Origin of the sequence: Pedobacter africanus (assembly GCF_040548825.1) — a bacterium.
GTDB classification, from domain to species: Bacteria; Bacteroidota; Bacteroidia; order Sphingobacteriales; family Sphingobacteriaceae; genus Pedobacter; species Pedobacter africanus_A.
This window is the reverse complement of the sequence record NZ_JBEPSL010000003.1, coordinates 717,968-737,767: the sequence shown is the minus strand read 5'-3', so window position 1 is coordinate 737,767 and position 19,800 is coordinate 717,968. Positions and strand designations below refer to the sequence as shown.

Genomic DNA, 19,800 nt, shown 5'->3' with positions numbered 1-19,800 from the left:
GATTCCCTTTTCTTTAAACAAATATGAACTACTCAAAAAAGTTGGTAATGGTATTGTTTTGCCTGATGTTTTCCTTGTCTCTTGCAGCCCAGGAACATCCGGGCATCATGCTGACCAAAAAAAATATTGAAGCCGTAAGAAAGGGAACTATAACCTACCCCCTGCTCAAAAAGTCATGGCTAAAAGTAAAGGCCGAGGCAGATAAAGCATTAGCAGAGCCAATCCATGTGCCTACCCCCAAAGACGCTGGCGGCGGCGCTACACACGAACAGCACAAAAAGAACTATAGCAATATTTTAAACTGCGGCATTGCTTTCCAGATTACGGGCGACAGGAAATATGCTGCCTATGTAGAAAACATCCTGCTTAAATATGCGGCCGGTTATACCCAATGGCCGCTGCATCCAAAAAGAAAAGAAAACCACCAGGCTGGAAGGATCTTCTGGCAAAGCCTCAACGATTTTGTATGGCAGGTGTATACCATACAGGGTTATGATATGGCCTATGATGCCATCTCCCCTAAAAACAGGGAAACCATTACCAAAGACCTCTTTGAGCCTATACTTAAGTTTTTTACCATAGATTGTAAAGAAACCTTTGATAAGATCCACAACCACGGCACCTGGGACATCGCTGCAGTGGGCATGACCGGTTACATACTGAACAAACCGGAATATGTAGAAATGGCAATCAAAGGATCTGCAAAAGATGGTAAAACAGGTTATCTGGCCCAGATAGACCAGCTGTTTTCGCCTGATGGCTATTATACGGAAGGCCCTTACTACCAAAGATATGCACTGTTGCCCTTTATCATTTTTGCTAAAGCGATCAACAATTTCCAGCCGGGCTTAAAGATATTCGAATACCGCAATCAGTTGCTGGCCAAGGCCATCCATACCTCCCTGCAACTGACCTATACCGATGGCACGTTTTTCCCAATCAACGATGCCATAAAAAGCAAGACCTACGAAACCGCTGAACTGGTATATGGGGTAGACATTGCCTATGCCGACATCAAATCGGCACCAGACCTGCTGGATATTGCCGGAAAACAGGACGAGGTGATTGTATCAGATGCGGGACTTAAAGTAGCGGCCGACCTTCAGGCCGGTAAAACCAAACCCTTTGCCTACCAGTCGCAAATGATTAAAGATGGTGCTCAAGGTAATGAAGGCGGTTTGGGCATCCTGCGTTATGGCAGCAATGACGATCAGCAGGCCCTGCTCATCAAAGCCGCATCGCAAGGCATGGGACACGGGCATTTTGACCGGCTGAACCTGCTTTATTACGACAACAACACAGAAATATTTCCGGATTACGGGGCCGCCAGGTTCATCAACATCGAATCAAAAAAAGGTGGCGATTACCTGCCGGAAAATAAAACCTGGGCCAAGCAGACAGTTGCCCACAACACCCTGGTGGTCGATCAGACCTCACACTACAATGGGAATCCGGATGCAGCACAGCAAAACTACCCTGAGATCCTGTACTTTAAAAGCGATAAAGACCTGCAGGTAGTCAGCGCAGCTGAAAACCATGCCTATCCGGATGTACAAATGATCAGAACTTCTGCCCTGCTTAAAGTAGATGCACTCAAAAAACCGCTCCTGATTGATATTTTCCAGGTGCAGTCAGCCCAGCCCCACCAATACGACCTTCCTTTCTGGTACAATGGACATGTTGTTGCCTCATCAGAAAAGATCAGTGCTTTTACAGACCAGCTGAAACCGCTTGGCACTAAGGACGGCTACCAGCACATCTGGCTCAATGCCGAACAGCCTGTTGCCCAAAATACCGGCTACCTGAGCATTTTAAATAACAAAAGGTTTTACACTGTCCATTTTGCCAGCGAAGGTAAACTGAATATGAAGATGCTGAGCCTGGGCGCAAATGACCCTGACATGAGCCTGATCGAAAGCAAGGCCTTAATGCTGTCGGTCCCAAAAGCCCAAAACCAGGTGTTCTTTAACATTGTGGAAACCCACGGCAATACCAATACCGTGAGCGAAACCACTACCGGCGCTAACGCTGTAGTTAACGATCTAAAGATCATCAGCGCCAATAAAGAACAGGTTACCGTATCCTTTAAAGTGAAAAACAAAGCTTATACTTACCAGATCAATTACAAGAACAAAGAGAATTTTATAAAACTTAATTAATACGCCATGTTACAGAACAATTTATTTCAAATAGATGAAGAAACGCCCTGGGAAGATCTGGGTAACGGGATCAAAAGGCAGATCTATGGTTACGACGATCAGATCATGCTGGTGAAGGCAAAGTTTGAAGCCGATGCTGTGGGTGTGCTGCATGAACACCGCCACTCGCAGGTGACCTATGTAGAGAGCGGAGTATTTGAAATGACCATTGGTGATGAAAAAAAGATCATCAAAAAAGGTGATGGTTTTTATGCACCCCCACATGTATGGCATGGCTGTGTATGCATTGAACCGGGAATTTTAATAGATGTTTTTTCTCCGCACCGCGAAGATTTCCTTAAAAGTTAACCTTATAAGCTAAAATAAGATGAAACATATCGCATTAATTTGCTGGCTTTTTTTGGCCAGTCAGACCCTTATTGCCCAGGATTCGGCACAGGTTGTAAAAAAAGTAAGCTACCCTGCAGGCTTTACGGAACAGCTGAATGTAGTGTATTCCAGGGTAAATGGCTGGGAAGGCAAGCTGGACTTATACCTGCCGCCGGAAAAAAATGGCAGCAGTCCGCTGGTCATCAATATCCATGGCGGCGGCTGGAACAAGGGCAACAAAGAATCTCAGACGGGCTTTGGCGACTTTTTTAAAAGAGGCTACGCAGTGGCCAACATTGCCTACCGCTTAACCGGTGTAGCTACTGCTCCGGCGGCTGTGGAAGATACCCGATGTGCCCTGATTTACCTGATCAGCAATGCTAAAAAACTGAACATTAACCCCAATAAGATCGTCATTATGGGTGGTTCGGCCGGTGGGCACCTGGCCTTAATGGGTGGATTGCTGGAAAACGACCACATTTTTGATACCAATTGCAAAGGCATAGCAAACATTAAAGTTGCCGCCATTATTGATAAATACGGCATAACCGATGTATGGGACTGGGGTTATGGCCCTATAAAAACCAGCAAATCGGCTACTGCCTGGTTGGGCGAAAAGGCAAAGGATAAAGATTTCGCCATGTCTGTTTCCCCCCTCTACCAGGTTAAAAAGACAAGTCCGCCGGTATTTATTGTGCATGGCGATGCCGACCCCATTGTGCCTTACCAGCAGTCTGTTGCCCTTAAGGCCAAATTGGACCAGCTGGGTGTAAAAAATGAGTTCATTACGGTAAAAGGCGGACTGCATGGCAAGTTCTCTCCTGAAGACAACAGGATGGTCAACGCCAAAATTATGGACTTTCTGAAAGGGCTTGGCTTATGAAACTGAAAGGACTAAGGTGGTATATCATTGCACTGATCGCCGTGGCAACGGTGATCAATTACATTGACCGCAGCGCCATCAACATCATGTGGCCCTACATCTATAAGGAATTTGGCATTGCAGATGCCGACAATAAAAGTGCGCTTGCCCTCATCACCACCTTTTTTATGATTGCCTATGCACTGGGGCAAACCTTCACCGGTAAGCTGATGGATGCGGTAGGTACGCGCCTGGGCATGACCATTTCCATTATCGGCTGGAGCATTTCCATTGCCCTGCATGCCTTTGCGCGTACGCTCTTGTCGTTTAATATTTTCAGGTTCCTGCTGGGCTTTTCAGAGGCGGGCAACTGGCCTGGCGCCACCAAGAGCAATGCGGAATGGTTCCCCCCTAAAGAAAGGGCAATCGCCCAGGGCATCTTTGGTGCAGGCGCCTCACTGGGTTCCGTGGTATCGGCACCCGTTATCGCCCTGCTGTATATCGCCTTTGGCTGGAAAATGACCTTTGTGCTGATTGCGGCATTGGGCCTCATCTGGGTCATCCCCTGGCTAATGATCAACAAAGCAGCGCCCGATAAACACCCATGGCTTACTGAAAAAGAAAAGCAGCACATTTTGGATACCGACCTGCAGGACAACAAGCCAGCCGAAACCACAAAGGTGCTGAGCTGGAAAGAACTACTGAAATTCAGGAATACCTGGGGCATCATCAGCGGCAGGTTCTTTATAGACCCGGTATGGTGGCTGTTCGTGACCTGGCTGCCTACTTTCTTAAAAGAGCAGTTTTTATTCGACATCAAACAGATCGGCGCCTTTACCTGGCTGCCCTATCTCTTTGCCGCCATCGGTAGTCTGGCCGGGGGTTACCACTCTTCCCGGCAGGTAAAACAGGGCGTTAATGCGGTAAAGGCCAGAAAAAACTCCATTACACTGGGCTGCATCGTTATGCTGGCTTCATTAACGGCCATCGTTTATTTCCTGGACGGGCTGAAAGACACCCCTACACTGGCCATGGTGCTCATAGGTACCACCCTGTTCGGCTTTCAGTTCCTGATCGGCAATATCCAGACCCTGCCCAGCGATTATTTTCACGGTAAAAACGTAGGCACGGTAGCGGGCATGGGCGGTACAGCCGCAGTGGCCGGCACATTGCTCACTACCTGGGCCGTCCCGATCATCACCAAAACAAGTTATGTATCCTTTTTTGTACTGGCAGCAGTGCTGGTACCCATCACATGGATATGCATCAAATACATCACAGCTAAAAAAGTAATTCATCAATAAACATTTAGAATATGCGTTTAAAAAATAAAATTGCAATAGTAACCGGCGGGTCAAGGGACATCGGCAGGGCAGTTTCAGTCCAGCTGGCACAGGAAGGGGCAAAAGTGGTCATCAATTACCACAGCAATGTTGCCAATGCAGAAGAAACCTTAAAAATGATAAAGGACAATGGCGGCGAGGCCATCATTGTTAAAGGCGATGTAACCAGATCGGCCGATGTTATCCAGCTGGTAGCTGCAGCAAGGGAAGCTTTTGGCGATGAGATCCACATCCTGGCCAATGTTGCAGGTGGTATGGTGGCCAGAAAACCTACACTTGAGCTCGACGAAGCATTCTGGGACGAGGTGATGGACCTGAACCTGAAAAGTGTATACCTGGCCTGCAAAGCCTGCATTCCCTACATGAAATCGGGTGCGGCCATAGTTAACCTTTCTTCCCTGGCTGGAAGGGATGGCGGCGGACCGGGTGCCAGTGCCTATGCTACGGCAAAGGGTGGCATCATGACCTATACCCGTTCACTGGCCAAGGAGCTCGGGCCTAAAAACATCCGCGTAAATGCCGTACTGCCCGGAATGATTGCCACTACTTTTCATGATACCTTTAGTAAGCCCGAGGTAAGGGTCAATGTAGCCAACGCTACCCTGCTGAAACGGGAAGGTACAGCATCGGAAGTGGCCGACCTGGTGGTATACCTGGCATCCGGTCAATCCAGCTACATAACCGGGGCAAACATTGACATCAATGGCGGCCTGAATTTTTCTTAACCTAAAAAACCTTGCAGGAGGTTTATAGCCTCCTGCATCACCTTACCTAAGGCGCTGTTGGCCTACAACTGATAACCAAATATAAATCCATATCATTATGAATTCGAAAGTTTACTTACGGGGTATACTCCCCATTGTATTGTCCTGTTTTCTGTTTTTGGAACCGGCATTCTCTCAAACCAAAGTAACTGTTCAGGGTATTGTTAAAGATGAGCAGGGCGGCGTACTGCCAGGTGCATCTGTTACCGTACAAGGCAGCAAGCAAGGTACCGTGGCCGACGAAAAGGGCGCATTTTCACTTAGCGTGGAAACGGGGCAGACTTTGCTCATCAATTACCTGGGTTATCAGCCCAAAACCTATGCGGTAACCAAAACCGAAAACATTACCATCAGCCTGGAACCACAGGAAAACACCATGAACACCGTAGTGGTGATTGGTTATGGTACGCAAAAGAAATCTTCCGTTACCGGATCGGTTGCCAAACTCAGCAACGACAACCTGAACCAGATTCCGGTTTCCAGGGCCGATCAGGCGCTGGCCGGTAAACTTGCCGGTGTGCAGATCCAGACTACCGATGCCACGGCAGGTGCTGCACCGGTCATCAAAATCCGCGGTGCGGCCTCCATTACTGCCGGTACCAATCCGCTCATCGTCATTGATGGTTACCCGGTACCTACCGACCTGTCAGCTGTTGATATGAACAACGTGGAAAGTATAGAGGTATTGAAAGATGCTGCATCGGCAGCCATCTATGGCTCGCGTGGCGCAAACGGGGTCATCCTCATCACCACCAAATCGGGTAAAAACGGTAAAACGGTAGTGGGCCTAAATACTGCTGCGGGTTTTAAAGATGTGTACCGGAGGCTGGACTTCCCTACCCTTTCCCAATGGGCAGATCACGTTAAATCGGTTAACAATGGCAACCTGTCGCCCGAAATTATTGCCGCACAGCAATACGATGTACCGCTCGACCCTCAGGATATTGTTTTCAGAAAAGGGGCTTTCCAAAACCTGCAGGCCAATGTAAGCGGCGGCAGCGACAATGTGAAATATTATGTTTCGGGCGAAGCAGTATTCGATAAGGGCGTTATTGTAACCAACGATTACAAACGTTATGGCGGACAAGCCAATGTAGACATTACGCCAAACAAGAAATGGAAGATCGGCATCAGCCTTACCCCTTCCTATACCGTACAGCAAACCCCGAATTATAAAATACATGACCTGCTGCGCAGCTTTGCTACCTGGCTGCCGCTCTATGCCACCGAAAGCATCTCGCAGGCCACCGGTTTACCGGTAGGCAACCTGGTGCACCAGCGGGCATTTGACCCCGCAGCCAACACGCGCTACAAAGGCATTAACCTTTCGGCTACAGCCAACAACAACGGCTATGCCAATTTGTACGGTATTGACAATACCACTTATACGGTGAAAACGCTGGCCAATGCCAATGTACAGTACAACTTTACCGAAGCGCTTTCCCTGAAAGTTTCGGGCGGTGCGTTCATCAACAATTCCAGAAATGAATTCTTCCAGAAATCATGGGCAACGCGCGATCCTTTCCTTCAGGGCAGCGCAGTAGCGCAAGCCTCTACCAGGGGCACGCTCGCCAATACACAGACCATCGATGTACTGAACGAAAACATACTGAACTACACCAAGAGCTTTGGTAAACATGACCTCAATGTAATTGCAGGTTTCACCGCACAATCTACTAAAATCAGCAGCAGCAACTCTGCTGCAACCAATTTTGCTACAGACGATATCCCCACCCTTAACGCCGGAACCTTAAGCTCCCTGAGCTCAACAGAAGAACGCAGTGCACTGGCCTCGGTGCTGTTCAGGGCAAACTACGCGTACGACAACAAATACCTGCTGTCTGTAGGCTCGCGCTGGGACGGCAGTTCCAGGTTTGGACAGGACAACCGCTGGGGTTATTTCCCTTCAGCATCCCTGGGATGGCGGGTAAGCAATGAGGGTTTTTACCCTAAAGAAGCCTTTGTGAACGATTTAAAAATAAGGGCCAGTTATGGTGCCACGGGCAACAACAACATCGGGAATTACAGGGCCTTTGCCAACGTAAACACCGTAGGTGCCATATTGGGTGATGCCACCAGCCTGGGCTTCAATTCCAGCTTTTACGACAACCCCAACCTGGGCTGGGAACGCAGCTTCAGCTTTAATGCCGGCGCCGACCTCGCCTTCATGAAAAACAGGTTCACCTTAACCGTAGATGCCTACCGTTCTACCACCAAAGACCTGCTCTTCTTCCTGCCCATCAATACCATCACCGGAAGCAACGGGGTGTGGACCAATGTAGGTGAAGTGGAAAACCAGGGACTGGAAATTGAGCTGGGCGCAAAGATCATTGACCAGGAAAACTTCAAATGGAGTGTAAGTGCCAATGGGGCAACCAACAAAAACAAAGTAAAAGCACTGGGCAACAGCAATTCCATTATTGGCGTGGGCGATCCGAAAAGGCCTAACTATTTCCTGGCACAGGTGGGCCAGCCCCTGGTGCAGTTCTACGGCTATGAGTACGACAGCGATATCGAAGTGGGCGGCAATTTCTGGCCTACCAATGTACATTCCGACCGCGTTATTGCACGCGACATCAATAACGATGGCGTGGTGAACGATCTGGACCGCGTGGTACTCGGGCAGCCTACGCCTAAATTTACCTGGGGCCTAACCAGTAACCTCAAATACAAAGATTTTGACCTGAGTTTTGTATTTCAAGGGGCTCAGGGTGCCAGTGTGTTCAATGCTGACCCAAATTACTATGAAACCCAGTTCTCGGCCACAGGTACTTCGGCTTACCTGAGCCTTCCGGCTAACCTGCAGGCCAAAACCAAATACAAAACCGAAAGCCGTTACGCCATAGAAGATGCTTCCTTCATCGCCCTGCGCAACCTGAATGTAGGTTATACCCTGAATGCAAAATGGTTAAGCGCCATTAAGGCCAGCAACCTGCGTGTTTACGTATCTACGGCCAACCTCTGGTACAAATTTGCCAAAGGTTATTCCAGCTATAACCCTGAAGGGGTGAACGAATATACCGACGACCCTTTAAAAAATGGCTACCAGCGCGGATCGGCACCGGTAACCAGGAACATCACTTTCGGTATCAATGCTAACTTTTAAACTTATGGAAATGAGATACAACATATTAACAGCCCTGGTAGTGGTATTGAGCTTTACTGGCTGCAAAAAGTTTCTGGACGAAAAACCAGTCTCCAATTTAATAGAGCAGAATTATTACCGCAATACCGAAGAGGTGGAAACCGGCGTTATTGCCTGCTACGACGGACTCCAAAAAGTGTACGACATTGAGTTTAAGCTAACAGAAATACGGGCCGACAATACCTCTGGGGTGTCATTGGAGGGCGACTGGGGTGCCATTAAGTTCTTCAGGGACGGGCCTTCCAACTTTTTCCTGCTCGATTACTGGCAGCGCGCCTTTAACACCATTGCCCGCTGCAACCTGGTGCTCAAATACATCGACAATGTAAGCGACCCGGTAAAAAAGAGATATTTTGAAGGTGAAGCCAAATTTATCCGCTCGCTGATGTATTTTAACCTGGTGAGGCTGTATGGTGATGTGCCTTTACTTACGGCCTCCATTAAGTTCGATGATTTTGAGAAGTTTAAACGCATCAGCAAGGCAGAGATTTACAACCAGATCAAGACCGACCTGCTGACCGCCGTGGATTACTGCCCGCCATCCTGGCCAACTGCACAGGTGGCAAGGGTTAGCAAAGGTGCTGCTCAGGCACTGCTGGCCAAGGTTTACCTTACGCTCAGGGATTATCCGAATGTAAAGCTGCAGCTGGCTTCATTGGTAGGCAGCAATTTTAAGGGCAGCACCTACCAGCTTAACCCCTCTTACGCAGCCATATTCAGCACCGCTTCAGAGATGAGCAAGGAAATCGTTTTTGCCGTACGTTATAAAGCCAGTGCCAATGGCGAAGGCAACTCGTTCTCTTACGAATACACCAATAATGGCGATGCCAGGAACGTAAAAGCCTCTGCCCCTTACCAGGCCCTGTTTGAGGCCAGTGATGTAAGAAAGACCAGCACCTTTAACGCGGCCAACGGCTTATGCACCAAATTCCTGGATCCTACCGCGCCGCAAAGGGATGCAGGAAATGATTTCCCTGTCATCCGCTTTGCCGATGTGCTGCTGATGTATGCCGAAGCCTCGAACGAATTGCTGACCGCACCAAATAACGATGTACTTACACCTTTGAACGAAGTGCGCTTAAGGGCAGTAGCCAGTACCTATAACAGTACTAACCTCAATACCAAAGAAGCTGCCCGGGCGGCGATATTCAAAGAAAGGAAGCTGGAATTCGGCTTTGAAAATGAAAGATGGTACGACCTGGTAAGAATGGACCAAAGCAGTACAATTGCTATTCTAAATGCTTATCTTGCTGCTACGGGGAATCCGAATATCAGTGTGCCGGCCTATAGATTGATCTTCCCGATCCCTCAGACAGAGATTGACCTGAGCAAAAATAACTTAACGCAAAACCCGGAATACAACTGATGAAAAAACTCCTTTTCCCCCTTTTACTGTTCAGCTTAAATGCTTTTTCGGCTTCTATTGTTGTAGATAACCCTGCGGCACTCAAAGCTGCTGTGGCCAAAGCAAAACCCGGTGATGTCATTTATCTGAAAGACCAGACCTGGATCGATGCAGGCATACAGCTGCAGGGCAAAGGTACGGCCAGGCAACCCATCAGCATTCTTCCCCAAACACCTGGAGGGGTGGTTTTCAGCGGGCAATCTTACATTCAGCTGGGCGGGGAGCACCTTCTGTTTAAAGGTTTTCATTTTAAACAGGGCTATAGCCCTAAAAGGGAAGTCATCTCCTTTCGCATCAACAATGATGTGCTGGCCAGCAATTGCAGGGTCAGCAACATCGTGATCGAGGATTACAGTCAGCCCGAACGCTTTAAAACCGACAGCTGGATTACCTTGTACGGCAGGCACAACCGGGTAGACCACTCTACTTTTGTCAACAAACTGAATGCAGGCCCGCTCATTATCGCCGAACTGGACGATGAGCGCAGTCAGCAGAACTACCACAGCATAGATAGCAATTACTTCAAAGGCAGGCAGCGTTTTGGCGCCAACGGCGGCGAAACCATACGCATTGGTGTGGCCAGGTATTCCTTAAGTGCTTCACGCACGCGCATCACCGGCAATTATTTTGAACGCTGCAATGGGGAGGTAGAGGTGGTTTCCATCAAATCAGGAGAAAACAAAGTCAGCTTTAACACCTTTTATGAATGCGAAGGCGGATTGGTACTGCGGCACGGTGCCAACAATGAAGTAGAAGGAAACCTATTCCTGGGTAACGGTAAGCCCTTTACCGGGGGCGTAAGGGTAATTAACCCAGGGCAAAAGGTGTTCAACAATGTCTTTTACCAGCTACAGGGTATCAATTTCAGGGCTACCCTGGCGGTAATGAACGGGGTACCGAATTCACAGCTCAACAGGTATTTCCAGGTAAAAGATGCATTGATTGAAAAAAACAGCTTTATCAATTGCGCCAGCATCCTGTTTGGTACAGGCAAAGATGCAGAACGTACACTGGGACCAGATAACGTTTCCTTTAAACGCAACCTGGTGGTTACAGCCAGCGATCAGGCCTATACTGATGCCAACAACAACGGAGGTATCCATTTTTCAGAAAATGTTTTAGCCGCTGATTTTAAAGGAAAAACACCTGAAGGATTCAGTAAAATAAAACTGAACACCATTTCCATACAAGGCCTGGAATTGCCTTACAATGCAAAGTATGGAGCAGATTTGAAACAGCTCCCTTTCATCAGGAAAGAACAGACCGGGGCAGCCTGGTATAAACCTTCGGTCACTGCCCCTGTAAGAAAACCGCAGCATTTTGCGGTAACTGCAGCGCAGGCGGGATCAATACCAGGCCTCATCAGACAGAGCATTGCAGGCGATACCCTTATTTTAGCCGAAGAGGGGATTTACAAGATGACCGGAGAATTAACAATAAACAAACCGCTGGTGATCATGGCAGCGACAACACTCAAAAACAGACCGGTACTGGTAAATGCCGGCTTTAAATCTTTGCCGGCCTTTATCTGTATAGAAAATGGTGGTGACCTGCAGGTTACCGGCCTGTCTTTTAAAGGCACTTACCAGAGTTACGCAACAGCCGATGGCGGGATCAGGTCTACTGACCTGCCCATGAACAGGCCTTACAAGCTGACGATAGACAACTGCGAGTTTTCAGACTATAACGAGAGCAACAATGGGGCCTTCAGGGCCGGAAAAAGTACATTTGCAGACAGCCTGGTGGTCAGCAACTCATTGTTTCACCACATGTCTGGTGCTGGTCTCGACCTTTCTGCCGAAAAAGACGATAAGGGCTTTTATAACGCAGAGTACACCATCGTCAGGAACTGTACTTTTAGCAATATGCTGAGTGGTGCCATTAACATTTACCGTGGCGGAAATGACGAAAGTACCTTAGGTCCTTTTGTAACTATAGACCATTGTACTTTTAATGAAGTGGAAAACCGCGAACAGGGCACGGTGATCAAACTCGTGGGCGCACAGCAGGCTGCCGTTACCCATTGCAATTTCTCGCAAAGCGGGCAAGGCGGCCGGTCCATTCAATTCCAGGAGTACAGGTGGGACAATATCCTTGTTGATTATTGTAATTTCTATGAATCGGGCAAAGTAGAATCCTTTTACAACAAAGCCATGGGCAGCAACAATACCTTTAAAAAATGATAACAAACAGGCCGGTATTGCGAACCGGCCTGTTGTTTATTCTTTTTTCAAAAACACCGCACCGGCACTATCATTACTGATCTCTCCCCGCACCTTAGCTTTTACAGTAAAGGCCGCTCCGGTTTCATAATCGTTTATTTTGAACTTGTAAATGTTGTCTTTAGCTGCCGTACCGCTAAAGCCTTCATGCATATCCTCTCCTATCTTCACACCGTTCTTAAAGATCTCAATGCCTTGAATATCCAGGCGTGAGGCACCTTGAATGTACCAGAAGGAAAGCTGGTAAGTTCCGTTACCCGTTACTTTTCCGGTAGCATTGATTTCCAGTTCCCCAAATTCTTTTCCCCTGATCTGCGATGGCCCCCACTCCCGCAGCAATTGCCCGTAAGCCTTAAACCTGTCGTACTTCTCAGGGAAATACAAGGGCAGCGAGTACTGGTTGCGGTTAACCACGGTAATGGCGTAAAAATCGCTCAGTTTATCTACTTTAACCGGACCGGTATAAACCGGAGAAAAAGGCGTGGCCCTGTTACCATCAGTGCTGTAACGGATTTCTGCACCCTCAACCAGGTTCCCCAGTTTCAGTACATAACCATCAGCAGTTTTTTCATTGCTGATCAGTTTAGGTACAGGCACACGGTAGCCATAACCGGCATGGTCGTAGCGCTGGTAATGCGTCCTGGTCCGGTGCTCAAAATCCGGCCAGTTTTGTTGCTTTACAGGCGTCCAGCAAACTTCGGCCAAAGCCGCCATTCTCGGAAAGGCCAGATAATCAAAATATTTCTCGGAACGGTTTTCATTCAGCAACCTCAGTTCCTGCAACAGGGTACCATGAATAAACTGATCAGACCATAAAGAGCCTTCTGCACCCAATATCTGCGGGCGGTACTTTTCATCCAGTCCGTTTAACATAGGGTTCAAGGAATAAGCTTTTTCCAATGAAATAGGTTTAATCCATGTGGCTGCTTTCAGCTCTCCGGGGATATCGCTTTCAGGTGCATCAAAATAGCTGTAGTCCGACAGGTTCATGACCGAATAATGCCCTGCGCTTACCGCTTTCAGTGCTTTTTCCTTATTGTGCCAGATCATGCCCACAGCCTTATCTTTCAGTCCGTCTTCAATGATCTCATCCCAGCCTACAATGGTTTTACCGTACTTTTTCACCATTTGCTGTACCCTGGCATTAAAATATACCTGCAGCTCTTTTTCCTCTTTCAGATTCAGTTCTTTCTTACGTTTCTGACAATGCGGACAGGCTTTCCAGCGGTCGTATTTTGCTTCATCACCACCAATATGGATGTATTTTGAAGGGAACAGCGCAAAGGTTTCAGCAAATACATCCGCCAGGAAATCAAAAGTTGATTCCTTGCCCACACAATACAATTCCCTGCTGATGGAATGCTGGGTCTGCACGATATACTGTTCGCCGGTACAGCACAGGTGCGGATAGGAGGCAACAGCCGAAAGCACATGCGCCGGAAGTTCAATTTCCGGAATCACGTCTACATTACGGGCAGTGGCATAGGCCACAATCTCTTTGATGTCTTCCTGCGTATAATAACCACCCTGACGCTCTGCACCTACGCCGCTCCAGGCACCTACCGAAGTAAGTTTAGGGTATTTTTTGATCTCCAGCCGCCAACCCGAATCATCTACCAGGTGAAAGTGCAATACGTTCAGTTTGTACATGGCCATCATGTCTATGAACTTCAATACATATTCCTTGCTGAAGAAATAACGGGCCACATCCAGCATCATGCCTCTCCAAACATACTGAGGGGCATCTTCTATATCCGCCCCTTTCACTTTCCATAACTTTTGCTTTTGCAGGTGTTTGTCGAAAATAGCCGGTGGCAGCATTTGCAGAAGCGTTTGGCTAGCATAAAATACACCGGCCTGGGTGCCTCCGTTTAAACTGATCTGGTTATTGCTCACACTCAACCGGTAACCTTCTTTATTGACTGCAAAGGACTTATCGAAACGCAGCACGATACCATTTTGCATGGTTCCGGCCAGTTCGGCAAGCTTAAAACCGAAGCCTGTTGCCGGGGCCAGTGCAGCCTGAAGCAATTCGGCCTGCTGTTTAAGGCCTTTTTCGTAATAAATTTTGGTGGCGGCATTTAAGATAAATGAAGCCCCGTTTGTTTTTATATTTTTGGGAAGGGGGATAATATCTGATTGTGCAGTTGAGCGCAGTACGCCAAACAATAGCGTAACCAGCAGCAGCCATTTATTTAGTTTCATCATGTGGTTGTGTTTTGGTTAGTGTTAAAACAATATTAATGAAATATTTAACCAAAAAACATCCGTTAAAACCGCGCGGGCTTACACAACCGTTTGCACTACACAAAACAACCGTTTGCGCAATTTTTACACAATATAATCCAGGATTTTCTCCTTCAGCTCCATTTCTGAGATCGGCTTGATGAGGTAGTCGTTCAGTCCCGCAGCAAGGTACATTTCATGGAAATCAGGAGAGATCTGACCCGTAATGGCAATTACCGGTATTTTGGATTTTTTAAGGTCCGTATTTGCCCTGATCCTTCTGGTAAGTTCCATCCCATCCATTTCCGGCATCTGTATATCGGTAAGCACCAGGTCGTACTTTTTCTTTTCAATTTGCTGCAGTGCATCCTGTCCGCCTTCGGCAGTATCGTAACTGATGCCCAGCTTTTTAAAGATCATTTTGATCACCAGCAGGTTCATCTCTGAATCGTCAACAACCAGCACATGGATATTCTTAAAGCGGTCGCTGTTGATGACCTGCTCCTGCTGCAGGTCCAGGTTTTCTTCTTCTTCAGGAGCAATCCGGTAAGGTAGTTCGACGATAAAAGTAGTCCCCTTTCCGGGTGTGCTTTGCACATTGATTTTACCTTTATGCAGGTCTACCAGTTTTTTACTGATCGTAAGGCCCAGGCCTGAACCGGTTTGCCAGTCGTTGCGCTTGGAATGGATTACCTGCGAGAATTCATTAAATATCAGCGGGATATTTTCTGCCGATATGCCGATGCCGGTATCCTTTACTTTGATCAGCAGCAGTACGTGTTTTTCATCTGTGGGCTTCACCTCTACCTCAATGCTTACCTTCCCTTTGTCTGTAAATTTAATGGCATTGGCTGTCAGGTTGGTCACAATCTGTTTCAAGCGATAAGGATCGCCATCCAGCAGCAGATCGGGCTCCCCCTCCTGTAGCAATTCCAGGCTCAGTTTCTTCTGGTCGGCCAGCACTTTGGTAGTTCCGGCAACTTCATTTAAGATCCGCTTATACCTGAAAGGGGTTTTTGCCAGCGAAAGCTTCCGTGTTTCCAGTCTGGAGAAATCGAGCACTTCATTTACTGCCGATAACAGCATGGAGGAAGAGTTATCCAGCAATTTGGACATCGCACGCTGGTCTTCATTCAAAGGTGTAGATTTCAATTGTTCCGATACCCCCATGATGGCATTTAAAGGCGTACGCATTTCATGACTGATGCTGGTAAAAAACCTCGATTTGCTGGCAACCTGCTCTGCCGCAAGCTGATTGGCCTTAATGGTTTTGTCGTATGCACGGTAAAGCTTATACAACATAAAGATGATGCCAAGGTAGGCCAAAACGCTGATCAGGAAATTGAGTTTACCTGAACGGTCTATGGTATTCAGCGAGTTTTTAGCCTTATTTTTAAGCGCCAGCTTTCTCGCGTCATCAACTATAGTAGAATTGTCTTTATATTCCTTAAACAACTGTTTGATGTGTTCAAAGATGCGCTCATTCAACACCAAAATGGTCTGCTCCTTATCGGTGAGCCGGGCATGGTTACGTTTCTGATCATCCAGCAAACCTTTATAATAAGCGCTTATCCGCTCTACCTGTTTCTTATTGTAAGCTTCAATGCCTGTTTCTACGGGTTCATAGGTGGTTTCCGTTTTCCGAATGGTGGCGGTATCTTTTGGTTCCTGCTTATTCAATATGGCATTTTTCAAACGCTGAAAAAATTTCTTCTTTTGAACAACAGGTTCAGATTTGATCTCCTCCACCTCTACGGTTTTCTTTACCACGGGTTTTGGAAAAGTTTTTACAGGCAGCAAACTTTTACTGATGTTTGCCGTACTCAACTGCAGGTTAATATTGGTGATCGAGTCGGCCAGTTTTTTTATTTCTCCATAAAGCAGCATCTGCCGGCGTTTGCTTTTCAGATCACCCACAATACCAGAAATATTCCCCTGATCTTTAACGGCCAGTTCAGACAGCAGGGCCGATATCCGTTTGATTTCTGTAGTATACTTCACAAAATATTCCTGGTTCCACAAAGCTGTATACATCCTGAAATTGTTCTCTGCTGTTTGCAGGCTCAGGGTGATCGTGTCCAGTTTTGAAATCTGCCTGTTATTGATCTCCAACTCACTAAGAGTAGTTAATATTTGTTTTTGTTCAGCTCTCTGGAGTATGGAATTCCTGAAAAGGAAGCCAATAAAAATTACAATGACAGCAAATATGATCAGAAAAGAACGTTGTTTTATTTTCATTGAGTATGTAAAAAAGACCTCATCTATAAATTAATAATTTTAACCAGCTACGTTCAGCATCCCGCCAATAAGCATGCCAAAAAAAACTGCTTTTTTTACTTTTTCATGAACACCTTGCCTATCCATTAATATTTGATATATTTAAAAAAGAAATTTTTTTTTTCTGAGACAAACCTGAAGTCTAAAAAATAGCCAATGAAAGGGACGCTAAAGAACTACAGTGGGATCATCTGGTTGCTCGGTGGTATTGCACTGGGCAGTATTGCCGGATTGGTATTCGGGAAGAAGGTCGAAATCCTGAAGCCCGTTGGAGATATCTTCCTGAACCTGCTGTTTACGGCAGTGATTCCACTTGTCTTTTTTGCCATCGCCTCTGCCATCGCCAACATCAAACCCTCAGATAAACTGAGCCGCATGATGGGCGTTACTGCTATTGTATTTCTGGGCACGGTACTTGTTTCGGCTATTCTGACCATAATAGCTGTTAAAATATTTCCGATCCACGAATCTTTAGGCAGTGCGCAGCTTACAGAAAAAGTAGAAGAAAGTCCTTTCGCGGAACAGATCACCAAACTGTTTACCACTACAGAATTTTACGAGCTGCTTTCCAGAAAAAGCATGCTGGCGATGATCATTTTCTCTCTTATTATAGGTTTTGCTACGCTGAAGGCAGGTAAAGCTGCCGATCAGTTTGCAGGCTTTCTGCATTCAGGAAACGAGGTGTTCAAAGGGGTATTTGTGCTGATCATGAAACTTGGCCCGGTTGGCCTGGGTGCTTATTTTGCCTACCAGGTAGGGGTATTCGGGCCGCAGCTGTTTGGCACCTATGCCAAATCACTGGGGTTGTACTATGGCTTCGGGGCTTTCTACTTTATTGTCCTTTTTAGTGTGTATGCATTTATTGCGGGAGGCATTCAGGGGATAAAAAGGTACTGGAAAAATAACCTCATCCCTTCGGCCACCGCCGTAGGCACCTGCAGCAGTATCGCCACCATTCCGGCCAATCTGGAGGCCTCAAAGAAAATGGGCATCCCTGAATATATTGCCAATGTAACCATTCCCCTTGGTGCCACATTGCATAAAGACGGCTCCAGTATTTCTTCTATTGTAAAAATGGCAGTTGTCTTTGCCTTGTTTGGCAAAGGCTTCGATACAGCCGATGCCATAATACTGGCCCTGGGTATGACCGTTCTGGTGAGTATTGTAGAGGGCGGTATCCCCAACGGAGGATATGTAGGCGAACTGCTCTTCATTTCTGCCTATGGCCTGCCGATAGAGGCATTACCACCGGCCATGATCATTGGCACACTGGTAGATCCTATGGCTACCCTGCTCAATGCCACCGGCGATACCGTAGCCTCTATGCTGGTAGCCCGGTTTACCGAAGGGAAGCAGTGGATGAAAGCAGACCATAAATCTCACTATCCAGAAACTTCCCTTCAAAATAGTAATCTTCCCTGAAATAAGCCTCTTTGATAAAGCCATGTTTAAGCAGGAGCTGCCTGGAGGCATCATTTTCCGGGTTTATGTTCGCGCAAATGGAATTCAGGCCAACCGTATTGAACCCAAAATCAATAACCGCCTTGAGCGCCTCAGAAAGTATCCCCTTGCGCCAGTGATCGGGATGCAATATATAGCCCAGTTCTGCCCTGTAGTTCGCCAGATCGGTACGCCAGTAACCCAGATTGCCAATTAACTGTTCAGGTTTTTCCTTAAAAGTAATGGCCCAGATCAGGTTCATGCCTTTACTGAAGTTCTCATTAACCATCTGAACAAATGCTTCCGACTCTTTGACAGTTTCCGGGCGCGGACGCTCAATATAGCGCATCACGTCAGGATTGGTACGCAGTTCAAATAAAGCCGGAGCATCTGAAAGTTGCTGCTGACGCAGCAATAACCTATCGGTTTCAATATCCGGAAGTTTAGGGAGTTTAATCTCGAGCATATGTGTTTTATTTATGATCGTCATTTACTTCAAGCCAATGCCCATCCGGATCCTTGAAATAAATCTGTCTGATACCGTCTACCCTTTTTGTGATAGCGCCCCGAACACCCGCCCAATTCTCATAAGCTATGCCCAGGCCCGTTAACTTCTGTGTAAATTCTGCTATCGAGGCTACACTAAAACAAAGGTGGTCATTCCTATCGTACAGGGTATTTGTTTTTGCGCCCTGAATGATATGCAACTGACCTGCTGCCCCAAGGGAAAACCAGGTATGCCGGCCGTCCTTAAAAGGTTCTGGGATCATTTCCAGCCCAAATACAGCTCCATAAAAATCAGTAGCGTTCTTCAAATCTGCCGTATAAATGGCAATATGGTTCAATACTGCAATGTTTTTTTTCTTTTCTGTTATCTGTTGCGCCATAGTTTTTTGAAACGGATTTAAGATCACCGATAATATGGCCAAAATAAATATTCTCTTCATTCTTTTTTTAGTATCTGTGACAATCACGTACAATGTAGCGATAAAAGCCGCAATATTTACCACTATGCAGATTGGCTAAAATAACAAACGGGCTACAATTGACTGCAACCCGCTTTTCGTTATAGCAGAACTTCGCCCACGATCTGCCGGGTCAAAAATATGGTGGGTCTTGAACCCGGCACCTGGTCACAACCAACCTGAACCCTGCTACCAGCTTCGACTATAAAGACTTTATCATTTTGTCCCCCATTCCAGCTGGTTCTTACGGTTACCCTGAATCTTCTGTCCCTGGCAGAATTTAGCAGATAGTCGATACTTCCAAAACCGTAATCACCGCACCTGTCTTCTACTAATATAGGGTTACAATTGTTAAGTTTTTACCAACCTCAAAAACTGTAAACCATTTCCAGTATCGGACAAAACGGCAAGTAATTTCAGGATGGGACAGATAAGTGGTCTAGAATATCAACAAGCGCAAGTAATCCACCTGGGCAGTAATATAAGATTCGCGGAAACGAGGCAATATGGAAATAACCCCAGTACATTAACCTGTGACAGAATTTTCTTCTGAATCAATCAAATAGTATATATATTAGACTTTTAGATAAGAAATTTTTATACCGCTAAGAACGTTTTTCAAC

13 protein-coding genes are annotated in these 19,800 nt (G+C 46.8%); 9 read left to right on the top strand and 4 right to left on the bottom strand.

Going from position 1 to position 19,800, the window contains the following annotated elements; translation table 11 throughout:
* Positions 1-23 precede the first annotated feature (23 nt).
* The 8 genes from ABIE26_RS18885 (at position 24) to ABIE26_RS18850 (ending at position 12,230) form a co-directional block, all read left to right on the top strand.
* Entirely contained in the window at positions 24-2,159 is a 2,136-nt protein-coding gene (locus ABIE26_RS18885; protein WP_310144838.1) for a heparinase II/III domain-containing protein, read from the top strand.
* 6 nt (positions 2,160-2,165) lie between these two features.
* Complete coding sequence (locus tag ABIE26_RS18880) at positions 2,166-2,507, top strand: cupin domain-containing protein (protein ID WP_310144836.1); 342 nt, start codon at positions 2,166-2,168, stop codon at positions 2,505-2,507.
* A gap of 19 nt (positions 2,508-2,526) precedes the next feature.
* On the top strand, positions 2,527-3,411 hold the full coding sequence (locus ABIE26_RS18875; RefSeq protein WP_310144835.1) for an alpha/beta hydrolase: 885 nt from the start codon (positions 2,527-2,529) through the stop codon (positions 3,409-3,411).
* Positions 3,408-4,694, top strand: a complete 1,287-nt coding sequence (locus ABIE26_RS18870; protein ID WP_310144833.1) for an MFS transporter — start codon at positions 3,408-3,410, stop codon at positions 4,692-4,694. Before ABIE26_RS18875 ends, ABIE26_RS18870 begins: the two co-directional genes overlap by 4 nt.
* A gap of 11 nt (positions 4,695-4,705) precedes the next feature.
* Positions 4,706-5,458 (top strand): SDR family NAD(P)-dependent oxidoreductase, encoded by a 753-nt coding sequence (locus ABIE26_RS18865; protein ID WP_310144831.1) that lies wholly within the window; start codon positions 4,706-4,708, stop codon positions 5,456-5,458.
* Positions 5,459-5,555: 97 nt separating this feature from the next.
* The gene (locus ABIE26_RS18860) at positions 5,556-8,603 is read left to right on the top strand and encodes a SusC/RagA family TonB-linked outer membrane protein (protein ID WP_310144829.1); all 3,048 of its coding nucleotides are present in this window, start codon (positions 5,556-5,558) and stop codon (positions 8,601-8,603) included.
* A 10-nt stretch (positions 8,604-8,613) separates the two neighbouring features.
* Entirely contained in the window at positions 8,614-10,008 is a 1,395-nt protein-coding gene (locus tag ABIE26_RS18855) for a RagB/SusD family nutrient uptake outer membrane protein (protein WP_310144827.1), read from the top strand.
* Entirely contained in the window at positions 10,008-12,230 is a 2,223-nt protein-coding gene (locus ABIE26_RS18850) for a chondroitinase-B domain-containing protein (protein WP_310144825.1), read from the top strand. Before ABIE26_RS18855 ends, ABIE26_RS18850 begins: the two co-directional genes overlap by 1 nt.
* Before the next feature lie 36 nt (positions 12,231-12,266).
* Here ABIE26_RS18850 and ABIE26_RS18845 read toward each other — a convergent pair whose 3' ends face one another.
* Both ABIE26_RS18845 and ABIE26_RS18840 read right to left on the bottom strand, forming a co-directional pair.
* Positions 12,267-14,477, bottom strand: coding sequence for a beta-N-acetylhexosaminidase (locus ABIE26_RS18845; RefSeq protein WP_310144824.1), 2,211 nt, complete (start codon positions 14,475-14,477; stop codon positions 12,267-12,269).
* A 123-nt stretch (positions 14,478-14,600) separates the two neighbouring features.
* Complete coding sequence (locus ABIE26_RS18840) at positions 14,601-16,733, bottom strand: ATP-binding protein (RefSeq protein ID WP_310144822.1); 2,133 nt, start codon at positions 16,731-16,733, stop codon at positions 14,601-14,603.
* A gap of 195 nt (positions 16,734-16,928) precedes the next feature.
* Here ABIE26_RS18840 and ABIE26_RS18835 point away from each other — a divergent pair, with 195 nt between their 5' ends.
* Positions 16,929-18,194 carry a dicarboxylate/amino acid:cation symporter gene (locus ABIE26_RS18835; RefSeq protein WP_310144819.1) on the top strand — a complete coding sequence of 422 codons (1,266 nt, stop codon included), beginning with the start codon at positions 16,929-16,931 and terminating at the stop codon, positions 18,192-18,194.
* Here the strand turns inward: ABIE26_RS18835 and ABIE26_RS18830 are convergent.
* Both ABIE26_RS18830 and ABIE26_RS18825 read right to left on the bottom strand, forming a co-directional pair.
* Positions 18,112-18,678, bottom strand: a complete 567-nt coding sequence (locus ABIE26_RS18830; RefSeq protein ID WP_310144814.1) for a GNAT family N-acetyltransferase — start codon at positions 18,676-18,678, stop codon at positions 18,112-18,114. The two genes, ABIE26_RS18835 and ABIE26_RS18830, sit on opposite strands and share 83 nt — an antisense overlap.
* 7 nt (positions 18,679-18,685) lie before the next feature.
* Complete coding sequence (locus tag ABIE26_RS18825) at positions 18,686-19,159, bottom strand: VOC family protein (protein ID WP_310144810.1); 474 nt, start codon at positions 19,157-19,159, stop codon at positions 18,686-18,688.
* Between the last annotated feature and the right edge of the window lie 641 nt (positions 19,160-19,800).

What these genes read in the sequence shown, in the direction of transcription:
- ABIE26_RS18865 (WP_310144831.1), top strand. Translation starts at nt 4,706, where the DNA reads ATGCGTTTAAAAAATAAAATTGCAATAGTAACCGGCGGGTCAAGGGAC.
- ABIE26_RS18880 (WP_310144836.1), top strand. Translation starts at nt 2,166, where the DNA reads ATGTTACAGAACAATTTATTTCAAATAGATGAAGAAACGCCCTGGGAA.
- ABIE26_RS18825 (WP_310144810.1), bottom strand. Translation starts at nt 19,159, where the DNA reads ATGAAGAGAATATTTATTTTGGCCATATTATCGGTGATCTTAAATCCG.
- ABIE26_RS18885 (WP_310144838.1), top strand. Translation starts at nt 24, where the DNA reads ATGAACTACTCAAAAAAGTTGGTAATGGTATTGTTTTGCCTGATGTTT.
- ABIE26_RS18860 (WP_310144829.1), top strand. Translation starts at nt 5,556, where the DNA reads ATGAATTCGAAAGTTTACTTACGGGGTATACTCCCCATTGTATTGTCC.
- ABIE26_RS18835 (WP_310144819.1), top strand. Translation starts at nt 16,929, where the DNA reads ATGAAAGGGACGCTAAAGAACTACAGTGGGATCATCTGGTTGCTCGGT.
- ABIE26_RS18840 (WP_310144822.1), bottom strand. Translation starts at nt 16,733, where the DNA reads ATGAAAATAAAACAACGTTCTTTTCTGATCATATTTGCTGTCATTGTA.
- ABIE26_RS18855 (WP_310144827.1), top strand. Translation starts at nt 8,614, where the DNA reads ATGAGATACAACATATTAACAGCCCTGGTAGTGGTATTGAGCTTTACT.
- ABIE26_RS18870 (WP_310144833.1), top strand. Translation starts at nt 3,408, where the DNA reads ATGAAACTGAAAGGACTAAGGTGGTATATCATTGCACTGATCGCCGTG.
- ABIE26_RS18850 (WP_310144825.1), top strand. Translation starts at nt 10,008, where the DNA reads ATGAAAAAACTCCTTTTCCCCCTTTTACTGTTCAGCTTAAATGCTTTT.
- ABIE26_RS18875 (WP_310144835.1), top strand. Translation starts at nt 2,527, where the DNA reads ATGAAACATATCGCATTAATTTGCTGGCTTTTTTTGGCCAGTCAGACC.
- ABIE26_RS18845 (WP_310144824.1), bottom strand. Translation starts at nt 14,477, where the DNA reads ATGATGAAACTAAATAAATGGCTGCTGCTGGTTACGCTATTGTTTGGC.
- ABIE26_RS18830 (WP_310144814.1), bottom strand. Translation starts at nt 18,678, where the DNA reads ATGCTCGAGATTAAACTCCCTAAACTTCCGGATATTGAAACCGATAGG.